This window comes from Paenibacillus crassostreae (assembly GCF_001857945.1).
GTDB classification, from domain to species: Bacteria; Bacillota; Bacilli; order Paenibacillales; family Paenibacillaceae; genus Paenibacillus_AQ; species Paenibacillus_AQ crassostreae.
Window position 1 is genome coordinate 4,444,884 of the sequence record NZ_CP017770.1, and the last position, 20,287, is coordinate 4,465,170.

The following is a 20,287-nucleotide window of genomic DNA, read 5'->3' on the forward strand; positions in this document are numbered from 1 at the left end:
TCACAATAGGAATTTGATAAAACGGATATGATAAAATCAGATCATAAACAAACACTTATATACCTCATGAAGTTATGAAGAGTAAACAATAAATTGGAGGTTTTCAGCATGGAAAAGAAAGAACTACAACCCGTAAAAGAATACAATGAGAATAAATTTACAAAAAGAATATTGTTCAAATCAAGTGAAAGTGTAGTATTTGTACTGAACTTTATGCCAGGTCAAGAGCTTCCTAAACACCAACATCCTGGATCAGAACTGTTCGTGCTAGTAACCGATGGTAGTGGGATAGTCACAATTAATGGGGAAGATACTCTCTTAGTGAAAGATGATGTCATCTCTTGTGAGGGAGAAGAGCATTTCTCTTTCAAAAATACAGGCGACACTCCAACAAGTCTCTATGCTGTTCTTAGTAAAATTCCAAGTGAAGATTATGCTCAGAAGATTTAAAAATATAGCTAGACCTATGTAAGGGAGTATTATTAATACAACATGATGCCTTGAAGAATAGGTGTCATGTTTATTTTTATATCATCATGAAATGTTTGTGGAGGAAAATGGATGTCATTAAGGTGGATTCAACTAACATTTGCCTATTTACTAATTACCGCATGTGTCGGAGTTCTTATGAGAAGTATGGCTATTGTTCCAATACCAGTGATTGAATATGAAAGGGAGTTGTTATCCCAAGAAAGCACTTTTATATAGTTTATAGATTTCAGGAAAGAGATAAAGTGATTCCAGTCATATTAGGATGAATTGATGACAATGTTGGTCGTAGTATAAAATCCTGTATAATAGATATGATTTAGGAAATGGATGAATCTAATACAATGTACAGATAAGGAGAAACTATGTTCCTTCGTAGCGTTGAATTATTAAAAGACAAGATAGAGCAAGTGAATCAATACCCCTTCTCAATTCCTACCATTCAAACTATGGGGAAATTGATATTGAGTAGTAATGTAACTTTTTTGGTGGGAGAGAATGGTACGGGTAAATCTACATTACTTGAGGCTATAGCCTACCAATGTGGATTTAATACGGCTGGGGGTGGAAGGAATAATAACTATCAACTTGAGGCTTCGGGATCGGCACTAGGGGATCATATTCGAATGGCTTGGTTACCGAAAGTTACAAATGGTTTCTTCCTGAGGGCAGAATCGTACTATAACTTTGCTTCACATATAGACTCAGTAGGTGCGAATGAATACTATGGTGGTCGATCTTTACATGAACAATCACATGGTGAATCTTTTTTCAGTTTATTTATGAATCGATTTAATGATAAGGGTATTTATCTACTAGATGAACCTGAAGCAGCCTTATCCCCAGCAAGACAATTAGCTTTTCTTAGAGTTCTTTACGATCTACGGGATACTTCACAGTTCATTATTGCAACGCATTCTCCCATTATCCTGGGGTTCCCCGGCGCACAAATTCTTAGTTTTGATCATGCACGAATTCATGAGATTCAATATGAGGAAACAGAGCATTATCAGATCACTAGAAGATTTCTTGAGAATAAGAAGCAATATTTGAATGAGTTATTTGATGATGAACACTAGGTATGAGTAAGCTCATCTTTTGAGAATAGTTATGAAGTTGATATAATTAGGGCAATTTACCTGATTAATTATAATGAATCTTGCTGAATTTTTTTGGAGGGAATATGATGATTACTGAAATAGTAGTGCTTTTTATACTTATTTTATTGAATGCATTTTTTGCTGCATCTGAGATGGCGTTAATTACTTTAAATGACAATAAAGTTAAAGCAATGGCAAATTCAGGTCACAAGAAATCAATTCTTTTACTAAATCTATTGAGTGAACCAAGTAGGTTCTTAGCAACTATTCAAATCGGTATAACATTAGCTGGATTTATGGCGAGTGCCTTAGCAGCAGATAGTTTCGCTGGAAGATTAGCTGAATTTCTTAATGGAATTGGGGTACCAGTTCCTTTATCAGTCTTAGAGACCATCTCTCTTATTGTGATTACATTGGTTTTGTCCTACTTCACATTGGTCCTTGGTGAGCTAGTACCTAAGAGAATAGCTATGCAGAAGGCAGAACCTATTTCCATGTTTGTTGTAATGCCACTGACTATACTATCCAAGGTGACAGCTCCTTTCGTTAAATTTCTGAGTGTATCCACGAATCTATTCGTGCGTTTGCTTGGAATTGATCCTAACGCAGATAAAGAGCAGGTGACGGAAGAAGAAATCCGTATGATGGTAGAGGTAGGAAATGAGAATGGTACGATTCAAGGTATAGAAAAAATGATGATTAACAATATATTTGAACTCGATAACAAAATAGCATCTGATATTATGATTCATAGAAATCGTATTGTTTCTATTCCGCAACATTTCTCACTACATCAAATTGCCAATCTAATCAATATGGAGAAATATAGCCGGTTTCCTGTGTATGAACATGATATAGATAATATTATTGGAATTCTCCATAGTAAAGATTTGATTAGATATCTTGAAAAAGATGTAACTGATAACGAGCAAATTTTTGATATCAAGTCGATCATCCGTAAGCCATATGTCACGCTTGAATACAAGCATGCGGATGAATTATTTAGAGAAATGCAGATCAACAAAGCGCATATGGCTATTGTGATGGACGAATATGGTGGTACTGCAGGAATCATTACGATTGAGGATTTACTCGAGGAAATTGTGGGTAATATTTTGGATGAGCATGATGTGGAAGAAATACAAATCGAGCAAATTGACGAGAATAGCTTTATAATGAATGGGCTCCTTCACTTGAGAGAAGTAAGGGATTTCTTGAATGTGGAACTATCCAGCGATGAATATGATACCTTAAACGGTTTCTTGATTGGTCAATTTCATGGACTGCCAGATAAGGATGAGCGACCAAGCGTTGAACTAGAAGGGTTTATTTTTGCAGTAGAAGAAATGGATGACAAGATTATTAGCAAGGTGAGAGTGAGTAGAGTGGTGTAATTCGAAATGTTATTCCCTTAAAAAATTGAGATGACACCTTACAGGGTGTCTTTTTCAAAATAAAAGTAAGTGAATCAATTTTATAATTTCAAGCACCAAATCTTAGATATCACTAATTTACATATGATTTCCTTTCAAATTAACATGGTATTTTTGGTAAATATTATATGCTAATCTTAATTGGATAGCGCTTTCAAAGTATAAGAAGGTATTTTGAAAGCGTTTTCGAAACAACCTGTACTGCATTAAGGCTATTCATGAATTCAAAATTTATCTAACAAAGGAGAACTCAATGACTACGAAAATGAACAAATCTTTCTTATCACTCACCCTTGTCACTGCCCTTCTGCTATCTCTGTTCTCATCCGTTGCTGCCGCTGCTCCCAACGATGACCAACAAGTTGAAGTAGCACCCAAAAGTAAGATGCTAAAATATGTAGACAACATGCAACCTGGATGGAACCTTGGCAATACATTAGACGCAACAGGTGACGATGAAACATCCTGGGGTAATCCACGTGTAACCAAAGAGCTTATTAACAACATCTCCGCACAAGGCTATAAAAGTATTCGACTTCCCATCACATGGGATAATCACATCGGTGAGGCACCAGATTATACGATTGAAAAAGCCTACCTCGATCGTGTTGAAGAAGTGGTAGGCTGGGCGCTAGAAGCAGACTTGTATGTGATGATTAACATCCATCATGACTCTTGGTTATGGGTAAGCCATATGGAAGAGAAACATGATGAAGTTCTGGCACGTTATAACGCTGCCTGGACCCAAATTGCTGATCGCTTTAAGAGTCAATCGGACAAGCTGATGTTCGAGAGCATTAATGAGCCACGCTTCACTGATGGAGGAAGCACTGATGAGACAAAGATGGAAGAAATGCTAGTGGAACTCAATACATCCTTCTATACCATTGTCCGCAAATCTGGTGGCAACAATGCAGAGAGACCACTAGTTCTTCCTTCATTAGAAACTACTCCTTCGGAACCAAGAATGAATGCACTTTACAATACCATTACAGCGCTGAACGATCCAAATCTAATCGCAACCGTCCACTATTATGGCTTCTGGCCATTTAGCGTGAACATTGCGGGTCACACTACATTTGATAAAGATACAAAAACCGATATTACCCAAACTTTTGATAATGTATATAACACATTTATTGCTAAAGGTATTCCGGTAATCATCGGTGAGTTCGGTCTACTTGGCTTCGATGTAGATACAGGTGTTATTGAACAAGGTGAGAAGCTGAAATTCTTCGAGTACCTAACCTACTATGCCAAAGAGAAAAAAATTACGACAATGCTTTGGGATAATGGTCAGCATTTAAATCGCACGACTCATAAGTGGTCAGATCCTGAGTTACATAACATATTGATGTCAGGTTTAAAGGAACGTTCATCAACTCTTGAATCTGATCAAATCTTCCTTAACAAGAATTCTAAAATTAAGGACACGAATGTTAATCTCAATCTGAATGGTAATAAATTCAAAACAATTAGTGCTAATAATAAATATTTGATTGAAGGAAAAGATTACACCTTGAAGGGCGAAGCACTTACCTTAAAGGCAAGCAAGCTTTCTGCACTCACCGCTTCCAAGAAAATAGGTGAAGAGGTCATTTTTACTGTCAAATTCAACAAAGGCGTAACTTGGAAGCTGAAACTGATAGTGTCAGACACAATCAAATTAAGTAACGCAAAAGGCACAACCGAGGCTTTTGCCATTCCATCTACCTTTAACGGCAATCAGCTTGCGACTATGGAAGCAGTATATCCAGATGGAAGCAATGCAGGGCCACAAGACTGGACTTCATTCAAAGAATTCGGCTATACATTCACACCTTCTTATGACACTAATGAGATCAAGCTGCTCCCGAACTTCTTTAAAGATGTAAAAGACAGCGATGTGACTTTGAAATTCCATTTCTGGAATGGTGATGTTATTTCCTATAAGATCACGAAGAATGGAACGAACGTTGTAGGTACAGCTTTGTAATAGCAATTCATGCCAAGTAGAAACGGCAATGCCGTCCTTTTTCAAAGACGACATCCGTTTCAGCGGAAATATAAGGATTAGAGTATTAAGTGAAACTTATACTTTCTTATATTTGAACAAGTAAAAGGCGTTCTCCAGAGAGGTTTCTGGAGAACGCCTTTTTATTTAAGAATAGTCATGCCAATGAAATGTAGAATTTTCCTGTGGATTTTTTTATAATAGTAGAAGGTACATATAGAGAGGATGAGAAGTTCAATGAAATTTAATGAATATCCTTACGAGCGTCCAGATGCACAGATGATTGAACAGCAATTCAAGTCACTCTTGAATGATTTTAATGCGGCAGAAAGTTTCGAACAACAAGATTTGGTGATGGCATCCATAAACAAGCTACGTAGTGAGGTGGAGACACAGGGACAACTGGCCTATATTCGCCATTCTGTGGACACCAATGATGAATTCTACAAGGCAGAGCAGGATTTCATTGATGATTTCGAACCGATTTTCCAGGAGTACGTGACAGATTACTATCGAGCGTTAGTGAACTCGAAGTTCAGAGTCGATCTAGAGAAGAAATGGGGAAGTCAGCTATTTCAATTGGCAGAACTCTCGTTAAAGACATTTGCACCTGAAATTATTGAAGATCTGCAATTAGAGAATAAATTAACGACAGAGTATGCACAGTTGATTGCTTCCGCTAAGATTCTTTTCGAAGGGGAAGAACGTACACTACCTCAATTGGCGCCTTTTGAACAATCTACAGATCGTACAATGAGACAAAAAGCAGCAGAGGCAAGATACACATACATGGCCGAGAATGAAGAGAAGTTGAATCGTATTTATGATGATTTAGTTAAAGTACGTACGAAGATGGCGAAGAAACTAGGATATACTAATTTCACTGAGCTAGGCTATGCACGTATGGGTCGCACTGATTATAATGCGGAAATGGTCGCGAATTTCAGGAAACAAGTGCTCGAACAGATCGTTCCCGTTGCTACTAAGCTTAGAGAACGTCAAGCTCACCGAATTGGTGTTGACGAAATGCACTATTATGATGAAGTGTTTAGCTTTAAAACAGGGAATGCCACACCAAAAGGAGACCCGGATTTCATTCTTGCTAATGGTGTGAAAATGTACCAAGAATTGTCACCTGAAATGAATAAATTCTTTACCTTCATGGTAGATCATGAATTGATGGACTTAGTAAGTAAGAAAGGCAAACAAGGCGGAGGGTATTGTACTTTTTTGACTAAATATGGTGCACCATTCATCTTCTCTAATTTCAATGGGACTTCAGGTGATATTGACGTACTTACACATGAAGCGGGGCATGCTTTCCAAGTGTATGAGAGCCGACATTTCAGTGTTCCGGAATATAACTGGCCTACATCTGATGGAGCTGAGATTCACTCTATGAGTATGGAGTTTTTCACATGGCCTTGGATGGAATTATTCTTCAAAGAGGATGTAGATAAGTATCGTTTCAGTCATTTAGCCGAATCGTTACTCTTTATCCCGTATGGTGTGACTGTCGATGAATACCAGCATTACGTGTATGCTAACCCTGATGCAACACCAAGCGAGCGCAAAACTGCATGGCGTACTATTGAGAAGAAATACTTGCCACATCGTAATTACGAGAATAATGAGTATTTAGAGAGTGGGGGCTTTTGGCAGAAGCAATCACATATTTATCAAACACCATTCTATTATATTGACTATACATTAGCACAGATCTGCGCATTCCAATTCTGGAAGAAGATGAATGAGGATGCGCAATCAGCATGGGCTGATTATTTAAAACTATGTCAACAGGGAGGAAGTCAATCATTCTTAAACCTTGTGAAATCGGCAGGTCTAATCTCTCCATTCGAGGATGGTTGTATAGCTTCGGTTATTGGTGATATTGAGAACTGGTTGGATGGGGTAGATGACAATAATTTATAACTCTAGATAAATACTAAAAAACAATGGCTTGTATGCTTTGTGAACTTAAGTTAGATAAGAAAGGCGATTTTTCGTTCGATTACGAACAGAAGATCGCCTTTCTTTTAATCATTATCCGTTTAAGAATGGTGGAAAATATAGTAATTTATTGTACTCCGTTATCGTTGGTCTCACTAACAACTATTTTTTAACTTTTTCAGTTGGAATAGATAGGATATTGACGGAAATAGAATGGACATATATTATTAGGAATAATGATTTAAAGGTAAGGATTGATAGATTTCTGCCATAATACTTTAGTGCGTTGTACGGTAACAGCGGTGACGCTTAAGCGGATTATATTGGCAATGTTTATAGCTTGATGTGTAATGAAATTTAGATAATAAGGGGGATTTATATGTTTAAAAGAAAAATTGGACTGTCGATCATATTAACCGCAATTATGTTAACGGTTGTAGCCTGTGGGAATAACGCTGCCAAAGGCACGAATACCGTCAGTGAAGGTAGTAGCGAACCTACCGCTGACGACAAATCGTATACTATTGCCATCTCACAAATCGTAGAGCATCCATCGTTGGATGCCACTCGTGAAGGATTCTTGCAAGCACTTAAAGATGCAGGTATTACAGAAGGTGATAATCTTAAAATCGATTATAACAATGCACAGAATGATATGACGAATAATATGACGATTGCACAGAAGATTGAATCCAGTGATGCTGATCTAGTGCTTGCTATTGCTACACCTTCTGCTCAAGCGGTTGTACAACAAGTGAAGGATAAGAATATCTTATTCGCATCCGTTACCGATCCTCTTGATGCTAAGATTGTCACGAATCTAGAGAAGCCCGGTGGTAATGTATCTGGTGGTTCGGATACGAACCCAGAAGCCATCACTAAACTGATGGATTTCATTGCTGGAAGTTTTCCAGAGATTAAGAGTATTGGTTTAGTTATTAATGAAGGTGAGCCTAATGCGGTGATGATGTCTAAACTGGCAGAAGAAGCACTTTCTAAACATGATATCAAGTTAGTTAAGGCAGCTATTACGAATACATCTGAAGTGAAGCAAGCAGCGGAATCATTGATTGGTCGTGTAGATGCGTATTATATTACACTAGATAATTTTGTGGTAAGTGGTGCGGATACGATTATTCAAATTGCTAATGAAAAGGATATGCCGTTCTTCTCTAGTGATCGTGATACGGTTGAGAAGGGTGCTTTTGCAACTGTTGGATTTAAATATTTCGACCATGGTTATCAAGTGGGTGAAATGGCTGTTGATATTCTAAAGAATGGTAAGAAACCAGGTGACTTACCTGTAGGAATGCAAGAAAAATTAGATCTTATTTTGAATTTAAAAGCAGCGGCAGAACAGGGAATTGAAGTGACTGATGAAATAAAGGCGCAAGTGGAAGATGCAGAGACGAACATTATTCAGTAACAAATGTTTAGGGTACTACTCAGAAATTTACTTATGGAGTGGTCGATGTAAATCGTCCACTCCCTTGACGTTCAAGAGGAGGAAATCGTCATGTACGATTCGTTGTTGGGTGCAGTTGAATCAGGTTTACTATATGCCTTTATGGCATTAGGAGTATATATTACGTTTCGAATTTTAGATTTTCCTGACTTAACAGTAGATGGTAGTTTTACGACAGGAGCAGCCATCGCTGCGGTGATGATAACCCATGGATATTCACCTATCTTGGCGAGTTTATCAGGATTTGTAGGAGGTCTTATAGCAGGAGCTTGTACAGGTCTATTGCATACTAAGGGCAAGATCAATGGGTTAATGTCAGGTATTCTGATGATGATTGCGCTGTATTCCATTAATACGAGAATTATGGGAAAACCTAATATTTCTGTGTATGGAACAGATACGATCTTTACTTCTATTGAACCACTTGTGATTATACCGATTGTAGTTATTATCGTATTAGCACTATTAAATCGTTTTTTATATTCAGATATGGGCTTAGCACTAAGAGCTACTGGAGATAACGAGCGAATGATTCGAAGCTTTGGTGCAAATACCGATCTCACAAAGATTCTAGGTATTAGTTTGTCGAATGGATTGGTAGCACTTTCGGGAGCACTTATTGCTCAACAATCTTCTTTTGCCGATCTTAATGGTGGTGTAGGGATGATCGTCATTGGACTTGCTTCGGTAATAATTGGTGAAGCTGTGTTTGGGGCTAAGAACGTTATTCATCATACGATTTCCGTAGTACTTGGTTCAATTATTTATCGGATTGTCGTTGCCATTGCCCTACGAGTGGAATGGTTAGATGCTTCCGACATGAAATTGATAACGGCAATTATAGTTATTGTAGCTCTTGTGGTTCCATCCACCCGTCGAGTGATGAATCAGAAGAAAATGGCGAAGAAACGTTCTGCTGAAATATTGAATTTGAACCAAGATCAAACAATGGGAGGTGGCGCATAATGCTTCAACTAAACCATGTCGCTAAATTGTTTAATCCAGCTACACCGGATGAGAAAATCGCTCTGTTCGATATACAGCTACATTTAAAACCTGGAGATTTCGTCACTGTAATCGGAAGTAATGGCGCAGGGAAATCTACGCTAATGAATATTATTTCGGGTGTCATGAAACCAGATACAGGAAATGTAAGAATTGATAATGAAGACATTACTCACTTGCCTGAACATCGTCGGAGTCGTTGGATTGGTCGAGTATTTCAGGATCCCATGGCAGGGACAGCACCATATATGAGTATTGAAGAGAATCTTGCTATGGCCTATGCGCGTGGCAAAAATCGTGGATTCTCTTTAGGGGTGAAGTCGAGTAAACGCACCTTATTCCGTGACAAGATATCAAGTCTTGGCATTGGTCTTGAAGATCGACTTCATGCAAAAGTTGGAATGCTCTCAGGTGGAGAACGGCAGGCGTTGAGCTTGCTGATGGCTACCTTCACAAATCCTCAGATTCTTTTGCTAGATGAACACACGGCAGCATTGGATCCCTCTCGTGCAGAATTAATCACCAGATTAACAGAAAGTATTGTTAGAGAGATGAACCTTACTACACTAATGGTGACACATAACATGGAACAGGCTATTCGTCTAGGGAATCGACTTATCATGATGGATGGTGGACGGATTATATTAGATATAGATGAAGAGAAGAAGAAAGATTTAACTGTCGAACAATTACTAGGTGAATTCGAACAAATTAGTGGACATAAACTAGCAGATGACCGAGTGGTACTAGGTTAAGCTTATTGATGAGTAAAACTCTTTCACGATATGAAATCGTGAGAGAGTTTTTTTGTATTAATGAAACGGATAAATTTGCTTGACAACGCTATCATCGCATGAGAAAATGTACGCGCGTACATAAAGTTTGAGGGAGGTTATGTTATTACATCTCGCAAGGAGGTTGCTGATCTAGCACAGGTATCAGAAGCCACCGTATCAAGAGTTCTAAATAATGTTGGTTCGATGAAAGAAGAGACAAAGCATAAGGTGATTGCTGCAGCTAAGCAATTAAATTATTATCCCAGTGCTCTTGCACGAAGTCTTGCTATGAATCGTAGTGGGAATATAGGCGTGATCCTTCCTTATGTACCAAAAGTAAATTTGTTCTCAACTTATTTCTTCTCAGAAATATTAAGCGGAATTGGAAGTGCCTCTCGTGAATTTGGTTATGATCTATTATTGTTATTCAGATCCGATGATGACGAGTTGAATTATTCACAATTATTCCAAACGCGTAAGGTGGATGCATTAATTGTATTAGGTTCTAAAGATGATGATATAGAAATCGAAGCATTACGGCGGTTAAAAGAAGAAGATAGACTTTTCTGTTTAATTAATCAGCATTATGAGGGTGAAAATTTCAGCGAAATAGATGCCACTCATGTGAAAGGTAGCTATGAAGCGGTCACACACTTGATTCAACAAGGATATAAGAACATTGCTTTTATTAATGGGCCAATTTCATATTCGAATAGTAGAGATCGCTTAGAAGGTTACCAACGGGCGCTGCAAGATCATGGATTAGAAATTAAACCATCCTTGTTGTTCAAGGGTAACTTTAGTCGTAAGAGTGGCTATAAAATTGCATCAGCCATCCACAAGATGGGGAATCAAATAGATGCTGTCTTTGTATCAAATGATCGAATGGCTATTGGCTTACAACAGGGATTGAGAGAGTTTGGAGTATCGTGGGACCAGCTGCCAGGGATAATAGGATATGATGATTCAGATTCAGCAGAATTGACAGCGCCTTCACTGAGCAGTGTAAATGTACCTTTTTATGATATGGGTAAGCTAGCTGTTGAGAATTTATTGAACCGTCTGCCGAAAGAAACTTTAGAAGAACAGGATCATTTTCGTATTCAGTTGCCAACTGAACTGATCGTTAGAGAATCATCAATAATGCCAACTCAAAGGAGGAATTGAAATGAATCAACTTCGTATTGGAATGGTTGGTTACAAATTCATGGGGAAGGCACATAGTAATGCATATCGTGCACTGCCTATGTTCTTTCCAGATGCAAATCTTAAGCCGGCTATGTCGGTCATATGTGGACGTGATAAAGATGGGGTTAACAAGGCAGCGGAGCAATTTGGTTGGGCTGAAGTGGAGACAGACTGGCGGAAGTTAGTGGAACGTGAAGATATTGATCTTATTGATATTAATGCGCCTAGTAATGTTCATAAGGAAATTGCTCTGGCTGCAGTACAAGCAGGTAAACATATTTTCTGCGAGAAGCCACTGGCCTTAACACTAGCCGATTCACGTGAAATGTTGGCAGCTGCTGAAAAAGCTGGTGTTAAGCATATGATTGGCTTTAATTATCGCTTTACACCTGCAATCCAACTTGCGAAGAAGTTAATTGATAGCGGAAGATTAGGAGAAATTTATCATTTCCGTGCGTGGTTTCTTCAAGATTGGATTATAGATCCATCATTCCCTTTAGTATGGCGTCTTCAGAAAGAGATTGCCGGATCGGGTTCGCATGGTGATCTAGGCGCTCATCTTATTGACTTCGCTCATTATTTAGTAGGTGATATGGAAGAGGTTATAGGAATGAGTGAGACTTTCATACGTGAGCGACCTTTAGCTAGTGCGATGACAGGATTAACTGCCAAAGGAAGCAATGATGGACCAATGGGTGAAGTAACCGTAGATGATGCAACGTTGTTCATGACTCGTTTTGTAAACGGTGCTATAGGTTCGTTCGAGGCTACTAGGTTTGCTGCGGGACATCGAAGTACAAATTCATTCGAGATTAATGGTAGCAAAGGTAGTGTGAAATTCGACTTTGAGCGTATGAATGAATTAGAAGTATATTTCACAGATGATGATGAGGATGTACAAGGATTCAGACGTGTATTGGCAACGGATGCTGCACATGCCTACTCTCAAGCGTGGTGGCCTACGGGTCACACAATTGGGTTCGAACACACATTTACACATGAAATGTTAGAACTTATGAATGCGATCGATGAAGGACGACAACCTTCACCTAACTTCAATGATGGGGTGAAATGCCAAGCGGTGTTGGAAGCAGTTGAACGTTCAGTTGAACAACGGCGATGGGTATCGATATCCGAGATGTAAATATAATGATGGGAGTGTTCAAATATGAAAAAAGCGTTAATTGTATGGGGTGGATGGGATGGTCATGAACCTGAACAAGTTGCTCAATTATTTAAAGAGATCTTAGAAAAAGAACAATTTGAAGTTGAAGTATCGGATACGTTGGAAGCATTTGCTGATCTAGAGAAACTTCTAGGTCTGGATCTTATTGTACCTGCATGGACCATGGGAGAAATCGCTAATGGACTTGTAGAGAATGTTCTTACTGCTGTACAGAGTGGCGTAGGGATTGCAGGTTGTCATGGTGGTATGTGTGATTCTTTTCGTACGAATGTAGATTGGCAATTCATGACGGGTGGTCAGTGGGTGGCACATCCAGGTAATGATGGAGTGAAGTACACAGTTAATATGAAATATAGTTCCAGTATGTTACTTGAAGGAATTCAGGATTTCGAAGTGAAAAGTGAGCAATATTATCTCCATGTTGATCCAGCTGTGGAAGTGTTAGCTACAACAAAATTCCCGATTGTTCCTGGACCACACGCAGCGAATGGGGCGGTTGAGATGCCTGTTGTCTGGACAAAACGATGGGGGAGTGGGCGAGTATTCTACAACTCACTAGGCCATCATGCGGATATCATTGAGATGCCGGTGGTTAGCGAAATCATGCGTCGTGGTTTCCTTTGGTCAGCGGAAGGGAAAGAAGTAGCTGGACAGCAGAATACTGTCTCAGCGTCATATACAGGCATGGCTGATAATAACTACTGATGCATACGGGAGGCATTTATTAATGAACAAAGTAAAAGTTGGGATCATTGGTTGTGGGAAAATAAGTAGTATATATATGGAAAATTGCAAGAAATTTGAGGTTCTAGATCTCATAGCTTGTGCTGATATCGATATCGAACGTGCACAAGAAAAAGCATCGGAATATCAAATACCTAGAGTATATACACCGGAACAATTATTAGCAGATCCAGATATTCAGTTAGTCATTAACTTAACGATCCCTGCTGCACATGCCTCTGTATGTTTACAAGCTTTGGAAGCAGGTAAGCACGTATATGTAGAGAAGCCACTTGCCGTTACCCGTGAAGAAGGTCAAAGAGTGCTACAGGTTGCTAAGGAGAAGGGACTTCTTGTGGGTTGTGCACCTGAAACTTTCTATGGAGCAGGAATTCAGACAGCTTTACAACTCGTGAATGATGGCGTAATAGGTAAACCTGTAGCAGCAACTGCATTTATGATGAGTCGTGGGCATGAAGGCTGGCATCCTGATCCTGAGTTTTACTATCAGGCGGGTGGTGGACCCATGTTCGATATGGGACCGTATTATCTAACAGCACTAATTCAATTACTTGGACCGATTAAACGGATCACTGGAATCACTGGTAAGGCACTGGACGAGAGAGTTATCAGTAGCGAGAAGAAACGTGGGAAAGTCATTCCTGTTGAAATACCTACTCATGTTGCAGGTATGATGGAATTTGAAGCTGGAGCTATCGGTACTCTAATTATGAGCTTTGATATATTTGGAGGAAGCAGCCTTCCCCCAATTGAGATTTATGGAACGAAGGGTACTCTTCTTGTTCCTGATCCGAATAATTTCGGTGGTGAAGTGAAATACCGTCTAATCGGTGATTCAGAATGGACGACTCAGCCTTTATTATTCGGCTACGAAGAGAATACTCGAGGTATTGCAGCAGCTGATATGGCATACGCTATACAAAGTGGGCGTCCACATCGAGCGAATGGTGAAATGGCATACCATGTGTTGGAAGCGATGTGGGCATTCCATGATGCATCAGAGGAACAGAAGCACTATGATATGCGTAGCACATGTACTCGACCGAACCCTATGCATAAAGGACTCTCTCCCTATACATTGGATTTCTAACGCAAGTTTGATGATCTGAAAACAACTGATTGAAATAGTTTATCATGTGAATAATTAATATCAATGTAATGAAACGTAACATATAGACCTAAAATCTATAATTTGATGTTATAATATATAACAATCATAATCTTATATTATAACATTTCTTGTTATTTGGGCGGAGGGTCTATATGAGTAGAATTTTAATTAAAGGTGCACAAGTTGTGACGATGAACCAGCAGGAAGAGGTATTCATTGGTGATGTCCTAATTGAGGATAATGTTATCATTCAAATAGCTGGGCATATCGACGAATGGTATGATCAAATAATAGATGGTCATGGCAAAATGCTTCTACCAGGATTTATTCAGACTCATATCCATCTATGTCAGACTTTGTTTCGCGGAAGAGCAGATGATCTGGAACTGATGGATTGGTTAAGAACTAGAGTATGGCCACTTGAGGCAGCACATGATGAAGAATCGGTGTATTATTCTGCGTTACTTGGAATTGGTGAGTTGATCTCTAGTGGTACGACGACTTTGTTGGATATGGAAACGGTCCATCATACAGAATCTGCTTTTATGGCCATGGATCAAAGTGGTATTCGTGTCATTTCAGGGAAAGTGATGATGGACCATGGAACAGATGTCCCAACGGCATTACAAGAAAATACACTTGTATCTCTTCAGCAAAGTGTTGATCTTCTGGAGAAGTGGCATGGATATGATGGTGGGCGTATTCAATATGCTTTTTGTCCAAGATTTGTCGTTTCGTGTACAGAACATCTTCTAACCGAAGTACGTGACCTCTCTAATCAATATCAGGTGAAAATTCATACCCACGCTTCGGAGAATCGTGGTGAAATAGCAATGGTAGAGCAAGAGAGAGGTATGCGTAATATTGTTTACTTGGATCATATTGGACTAGCTACACCTCGTCTAATATTGGCTCACTGTGTATGGTTGAATGAAGAAGAGAAACAAATCATTCAGAAGCGAGGCGTGAAGGTGACTCATTGTCCTGGATCTAATATGAAGTTATCTTCGGGGATTGCAGAAATACCGGATCTTATGAAACGTAACATTAGCATCGGGATCGGAGCGGATGGTGCGCCTTGTAACAATAATCTAGATATGTTCCAAGAAATGAGAAATACAGCACTGATTCATAAAGTAGATCATGGTCCAACCGTGATGGATGCGAAAACAGTTCTTCGCATGGCCACTATGGGTGGAGCGGAAGTATTAGGACTTGAAAATGAGATTGGGAGTATTGAGGTAGGTAAAAAGGCAGACCTAGTGCTACTGGATCTCAATGATTTTCACACCTTTCCCTCTTTCGATACTGACGTATACTCACGAGTTGTTTATTCTACAACCCGTAGCAATGTAGACACTGTGATCATTGATGGTAAAGTGGTGTTGGAGAACCGTCGGATCAAGACGATTGATCGCGGTATTGTATTACGTGAATCAGATCGATCTATTGAGAGGTTACTGAAACGAATATAAAAGGAAACTCTCAGACAAATTTAAATAATGGATATTACTTAAACAACCTCACTGCGGACTAGTAACCGACGTGAGGTTGTTCGTATGAAGTGTGTCTTTTTATTTGTGAAACGTGTATTACACGGTATTTTCCGCTATAATGAATGAACTATGCATGAGGAGCGACAACCGATGTTCAGACGGAATAAAATATATTGGGTGTTTAGTTCTTTTTTCTTTTTTTACTTCTTCAGTTTCTCTTCCTCAATGTCTCTATTTGGTATATGGCTTGGTCAAGCAGGTGGCTTAGATGGAACAGGAAAAGGAATCGTATTCGCCATTAATTCAATAGGTGCTTTATGTATACATCCGATCTATGGATTTATATCTGATAAAATTGGTCTGAAAAAGCATCTACTATCTGTCATCATTGGCTTGTTAATTCTAGCGGGTCCTTTCTTTCAGTTCATATACAGCCCTCTACTTGCCTACAATATTTATATAGGGGCTATCGTGGGAAGTATTTATCTTGGAGCGGCTTTTACTTCAGGGAATGCGGCGGTTGAGACATTTATTGAGAAGATTGGACGGAAGTATAGTTTTGAGTATGGGGAATCAAGAATGTTTGGTTCACTAGGGTGGGCCGTAGCTACTTTCTTCGCAGGTCAGACTTTTAATATTAATCCTAATCTTAATTTCTGGGTTTGTTCGGGTTCTGCTGTTATTCTCGCTGTATTGTTGTTTATGTCTAAAGTTGAACGGTCGGATTCTAATATCAACTTAACTGCGCAAGAAGATAGCAGCAAGGTTGAACCTTTCAGCTTTAAGGAAGTTGTTAAGCTTGTGAGAAGCGGGAAGTTCTGGTCATTCGTTATGTATATTTTAGGGATTACATGTATCTTTACTGTGTATGACCAACAGTTTCCAGTGTATTTCGCATCACTATTCGATTCACCAGAGACGGGTAATCGAATGTACGGATATTTGAACAGTATCCAGGTATTTTTTGAAGCTGCATTTATGTTTATGGCACCCGTTATTGTGAATAGAATCGGAGCTAAGAAAGGCCTCTTACTAGCTGGTCTACTTATGTTTACTCGAATCACATGCTCGGGACTTGCTGATGGAATTCCAATGGCAGTAGCGGCGACTAAATTAATTCATTCATTAGAAGTTCCTGTCATGTTTATTTCTATATTCAAATACATACGTGTAAATTTTGATGCTAGAGTAACCTCTACGATGTACTTAGTCGGGTATCAATTCAGTGGAGCATTAGGTGCAGCAGTCATCTCTCCCATTGCAGGTCGATTATATGACGTGATTGGGTTCTCACAGACTTATCTATGGCTAGGGGCATATGTACTACTATTTACCGTGATATCTATGTTTACCTTGAGAAACACCAATAAACTATCCTAAAGATATTTACTATAACTCCTATAGTGGTTGAAATCCGATGGCAAAGCATATGCTTTCGAAGTAGCTTTCCTACGGAAAGCTTGTAGGCGACATTCCGTTTCTTCAGGACAATTCCGTTCTCTTCGCTACTTCGAGCTTAATACGTAATTCCGGTTTTCAGGCATCATTCACACGATCTGTTTGTGTGATCGATGCCTATTTTCGTATAATTAAGGTATTAAATCGCAATGCGATCCCCATTCGTATGTTAAAATATTTATATTTGAACTCTATTTTCGCTATATCCGATGTAGATATCGTAGAACGATCAAAATATGACATGTCTTTCAAAGGTCTCATAGATATGGCTACTGAAGCTGGGTTACTAATCCGAGTAGAGTGAATGCTTCAAGAAAAGGCAAAAGAGAACTATAAAATAGAAGGTTAAATAGTAAATTAAAACATAGACACAGCTATAATGTAATATCATCTTTCGGATCACAGTTCAGCTCAAACAGTATATGGATGGAGGTAGTGTGGAAATATGATACTCACTAAATCTCGTTCGATTGCTATTGGAACATTCGCTTTAACAATAATATTGTTTATCGTAGATGGATTTCTTATCCACAGCAATCAATGGTTCGATGGAATTGGAATAATGTCTACTAATGTAATACCACCAATTGGTATTGTTTGTGCTACTGTTTCATTAAAAAGAACTGGTTCCAACAAAGATATAGTTCTTATAACAATCAATACTATCGCCCTATTTTTATTTTTTATCTATATGTTCTTTGGAACATTACTTTTTGGCCCATAATTAATATGAACTCAATTTAAAATATATGGAATTATCCAATCGTTATTTTACCTTCTGGATATCGGAATGATTCCTTTTGTGGTTTAGGTGTTAGAGCATAAGCCAGTGTCAGAGGACCTAGTCGTCCTAAGAACATTAGGAATGTGATTGTGACTCTTCCTATGGAAGAGAGTTCGGGTGTGAGACCCATCGAGAGACCACATGTTCCAAACGCTGAAGTTACTTCGAATAGCAGGGTGAGAAATTGACGATCTTCTGTGACTGACAATATCATTGTAAAGGCAATAATAAGTAGAAAAGACAATAGTGTAAGAGTTATAGCCTTATACACGACATCCTTAGAAATTCGGTTACGGAAGAAAACAACATCATCTTTTCCACGTGCCATGGCTATCACTGCACCAATCAGAACAGCAAAGGTGGTAACTTTAATCCCACCACCGGTTGAACCAGGCGCTGCACCAATGAACATCAATATGATCATAAAGAACTGTGTGGACTGACGTAGCATAGGAACATCTAGTGTGGTGATTCCACCAGAACGTGCCGTGACAGATTGCATAGTTGAAGCGACAATTCTGTCGAGCTGATTAAGGGATTGTAATGTATGTACGTTTGTGAATTCAAAAATATAAATGACAATCGTTCCAACAACAACGAGTACAAGGGACACCGATAGAACTACTTTACTGTGAAGTGATAGTTTACGGGATTTACGAAATCCCAGTAGATCTGAGATGACTATGAAACCAATACCCCCTAGAAAGATCAGAAGAATAATGACTATAGAGACAAATGGGTCATTAACATAAGGATTGAAACTGCTGTAGGGTCCATGAATGGTTCCAAGGATATCAAGTCCAACGTTTGTGAAAGAAGATATGCTATGAAATAATCCGTAATACATAGCCTTCATGACAGGCATGTCCACAGAAAAACGAATAGCTAGAAGCACAGCACCAACAAATTCAATCGTAAGGGAATAGACTATCACTTTGCGCATCAACCGCACAATTCCCTCCATACTTCCATGGTTCATAGCTTGTTGTAACACTAACCGTTCTTTAATTGAAATCCGTTTGTTAAATACTAAAGCAATCAGAGTGGCCATTGTGGTAAAACCTAAACCACCAATTTGGAATAGACTAAGAATTACAATTTCTCCGAACAGAGATAATTCTGTACCAGGGTCGATTACAGCTAGACCGGTGACACAAGTTGCAGAAGTTGACATAAATAATGCATCAATGAACGATAAAGCTTCACCTGTTGAAGAGGCGATGGGTAATGATAAAAGGATAGCCCCTATAAAAATAATCAAAGCAAAGCCGATCACTAAGATCTTTGGAGGGGTTAATAGGTAACGTAATATTTTTTTGTTCTGAATTGTTTGCATAAATAAGCTCACCTTCTAAAATGTCATCTTTATATTATAGTGTACCCACGAAAGAGATAACAGTCCTTGACTCTTGTAATTTTCTTATGTAAATTAAATTATCAGATCATGGCATGAAGCTTGGAGGGATTTATAATGTTAAGACCAGCAACAAAAGAGGATGCACCAAATGCTTCACGACTGCTATATGACGCATTACATGATATTGCGCACCAATTAACTGGGCAGACAAGTGAGCTGGATGCGATTGATGTTCTAGGACAGTTTTTCATTCAAGAAGAAGGTCGCTTAAGCTATCATCAAATCATCGTTAAAGAATTGGATGGGGAGGCCGTCGGTATTGCCGTATCCTATGCAGGTTCAGATGCGAAAAGATTAGATCATCCGATTGTACAATACTTAAGGAATTTAAAAAATGATCCAAGTATTGAGCTAGATCAAGAGGCTGATGAGGATGAATATTATATAGATACTCTATCTGTATCTCCAATGTACGAAAGACAAGGGATTGGAACTGAATTAATGCAAGCAGTCGAGAATGAAGCGAGGAGGCTACATTTCACTCGAATTGCACTAGCAGTTCTTGAAGATAATATCGGGGCTTGTGCTCTATATCAAAGATCAGGATATAAAGTGAATAAGGATATTGTAATTAATGGTCGCATATACCATCATATGGTTAAGAGAATATCACATGAAGAACTAGATTAGAATTCCAATATTTGCACGTCATCATCTCTACTTTTATTTGATAGGATAGAGGAGTTATCTAT

General features: G+C 38.8%; 18 protein-coding genes. 17 read left to right on the forward strand and 1 reads right to left on the reverse strand.

The window, feature by feature from the left end:
- Nucleotides 1-108 precede the first annotated feature (108 nt).
- The 16 genes from LPB68_RS20590 (at nt 109) to LPB68_RS20660 (ending at nt 18,118) form a co-directional block, all read left to right on the forward strand.
- Nucleotides 109-450, forward strand: coding sequence for a cupin domain-containing protein (locus tag LPB68_RS20590; RefSeq protein ID WP_068655463.1), 342 nt, complete (start codon nt 109-111; stop codon nt 448-450).
- Nucleotides 451-561: 111 nt separating this feature from the next.
- A complete protein-coding gene (locus LPB68_RS22905) occupies nt 562-708 on the forward strand; it encodes a hypothetical protein (protein WP_157756154.1) in 147 nt (48 codons plus the stop codon).
- 146 nt (nt 709-854) lie between these two features.
- On the forward strand, nt 855-1,568 hold the full coding sequence (locus tag LPB68_RS20595) for an AAA family ATPase (RefSeq protein WP_068655461.1): 714 nt from the start codon (nt 855-857) through the stop codon (nt 1,566-1,568).
- Between the two features lie 104 nt (nt 1,569-1,672).
- Nucleotides 1,673-2,983: a hemolysin family protein gene (locus LPB68_RS20600; protein ID WP_332455165.1), complete on the forward strand. Its 1,311-nt coding sequence runs from the start codon at nt 1,673-1,675 to the stop codon at nt 2,981-2,983.
- A 292-nt stretch (nt 2,984-3,275) separates the two neighbouring features.
- On the forward strand, nt 3,276-4,997 hold the full coding sequence (locus tag LPB68_RS20605; RefSeq protein ID WP_068655457.1) for a cellulase family glycosylhydrolase: 1,722 nt from the start codon (nt 3,276-3,278) through the stop codon (nt 4,995-4,997).
- A 255-nt stretch (nt 4,998-5,252) separates the two neighbouring features.
- Nucleotides 5,253-6,947, forward strand: a complete 1,695-nt coding sequence (locus LPB68_RS20610) for a M3 family oligoendopeptidase (RefSeq protein WP_068655455.1) — start codon at nt 5,253-5,255, stop codon at nt 6,945-6,947.
- Nucleotides 6,948-7,344: 397 nt separating this feature from the next.
- Nucleotides 7,345-8,391 carry an ABC transporter substrate-binding protein gene (locus tag LPB68_RS20615; RefSeq protein WP_068655453.1) on the forward strand — a complete coding sequence of 349 codons (1,047 nt, stop codon included), beginning with the start codon at nt 7,345-7,347 and terminating at the stop codon, nt 8,389-8,391.
- 90 nt (nt 8,392-8,481) lie between these two features.
- Nucleotides 8,482-9,396 carry an ABC transporter permease gene (locus LPB68_RS20620; protein WP_068655451.1) on the forward strand — a complete coding sequence of 305 codons (915 nt, stop codon included), beginning with the start codon at nt 8,482-8,484 and terminating at the stop codon, nt 9,394-9,396.
- Nucleotides 9,396-10,190, forward strand: coding sequence for an ABC transporter ATP-binding protein (locus tag LPB68_RS20625; RefSeq protein ID WP_068655449.1), 795 nt, complete (start codon nt 9,396-9,398; stop codon nt 10,188-10,190). Before LPB68_RS20620 ends, LPB68_RS20625 begins: the two co-directional genes overlap by 1 nt.
- Nucleotides 10,191-10,334: 144 nt before the next feature.
- Nucleotides 10,335-11,378, forward strand: coding sequence for a LacI family DNA-binding transcriptional regulator (locus tag LPB68_RS20630; RefSeq protein WP_068655447.1), 1,044 nt, complete (start codon nt 10,335-10,337; stop codon nt 11,376-11,378).
- A gap of 1 nt (nt 11,379) precedes the next feature.
- Nucleotides 11,380-12,543 carry a Gfo/Idh/MocA family protein gene (locus LPB68_RS20635; RefSeq protein WP_068655445.1) on the forward strand — a complete coding sequence of 388 codons (1,164 nt, stop codon included), beginning with the start codon at nt 11,380-11,382 and terminating at the stop codon, nt 12,541-12,543.
- A gap of 24 nt (nt 12,544-12,567) precedes the next feature.
- Nucleotides 12,568-13,290, forward strand: coding sequence for a ThuA domain-containing protein (locus tag LPB68_RS20640; RefSeq protein ID WP_068655443.1), 723 nt, complete (start codon nt 12,568-12,570; stop codon nt 13,288-13,290).
- A 22-nt stretch (nt 13,291-13,312) separates the two neighbouring features.
- Nucleotides 13,313-14,419: a Gfo/Idh/MocA family protein gene (locus LPB68_RS20645; protein WP_068655441.1), complete on the forward strand. Its 1,107-nt coding sequence runs from the start codon at nt 13,313-13,315 to the stop codon at nt 14,417-14,419.
- A 173-nt stretch (nt 14,420-14,592) separates the two neighbouring features.
- Nucleotides 14,593-15,915, forward strand: coding sequence for a 5'-deoxyadenosine deaminase (locus LPB68_RS20650; protein ID WP_068655439.1), 1,323 nt, complete (start codon nt 14,593-14,595; stop codon nt 15,913-15,915).
- Between the two features lie 171 nt (nt 15,916-16,086).
- Entirely contained in the window at nt 16,087-17,316 is a 1,230-nt protein-coding gene (locus tag LPB68_RS20655) for an oligosaccharide MFS transporter (protein ID WP_068655437.1), read from the forward strand.
- 523 nt (nt 17,317-17,839) lie between these two features.
- A complete protein-coding gene (locus LPB68_RS20660) occupies nt 17,840-18,118 on the forward strand; it encodes a hypothetical protein (protein WP_068655435.1) in 279 nt (92 codons plus the stop codon).
- A 31-nt stretch (nt 18,119-18,149) separates the two neighbouring features.
- Here LPB68_RS20660 and LPB68_RS20665 read toward each other — a convergent pair whose 3' ends face one another.
- A complete protein-coding gene (locus LPB68_RS20665) occupies nt 18,150-19,514 on the reverse strand; it encodes a TrkH family potassium uptake protein (protein ID WP_068655433.1) in 1,365 nt (454 codons plus the stop codon).
- 135 nt (nt 19,515-19,649) lie between these two features.
- On the opposite strand from LPB68_RS20665, the gene LPB68_RS20670 reads away from it, so the two are divergent.
- Nucleotides 19,650-20,225, forward strand: coding sequence for a GNAT family N-acetyltransferase (locus LPB68_RS20670; RefSeq protein WP_068655431.1), 576 nt, complete (start codon nt 19,650-19,652; stop codon nt 20,223-20,225).
- The last annotated feature ends 62 nt before the right edge of the window (nt 20,226-20,287 follow it).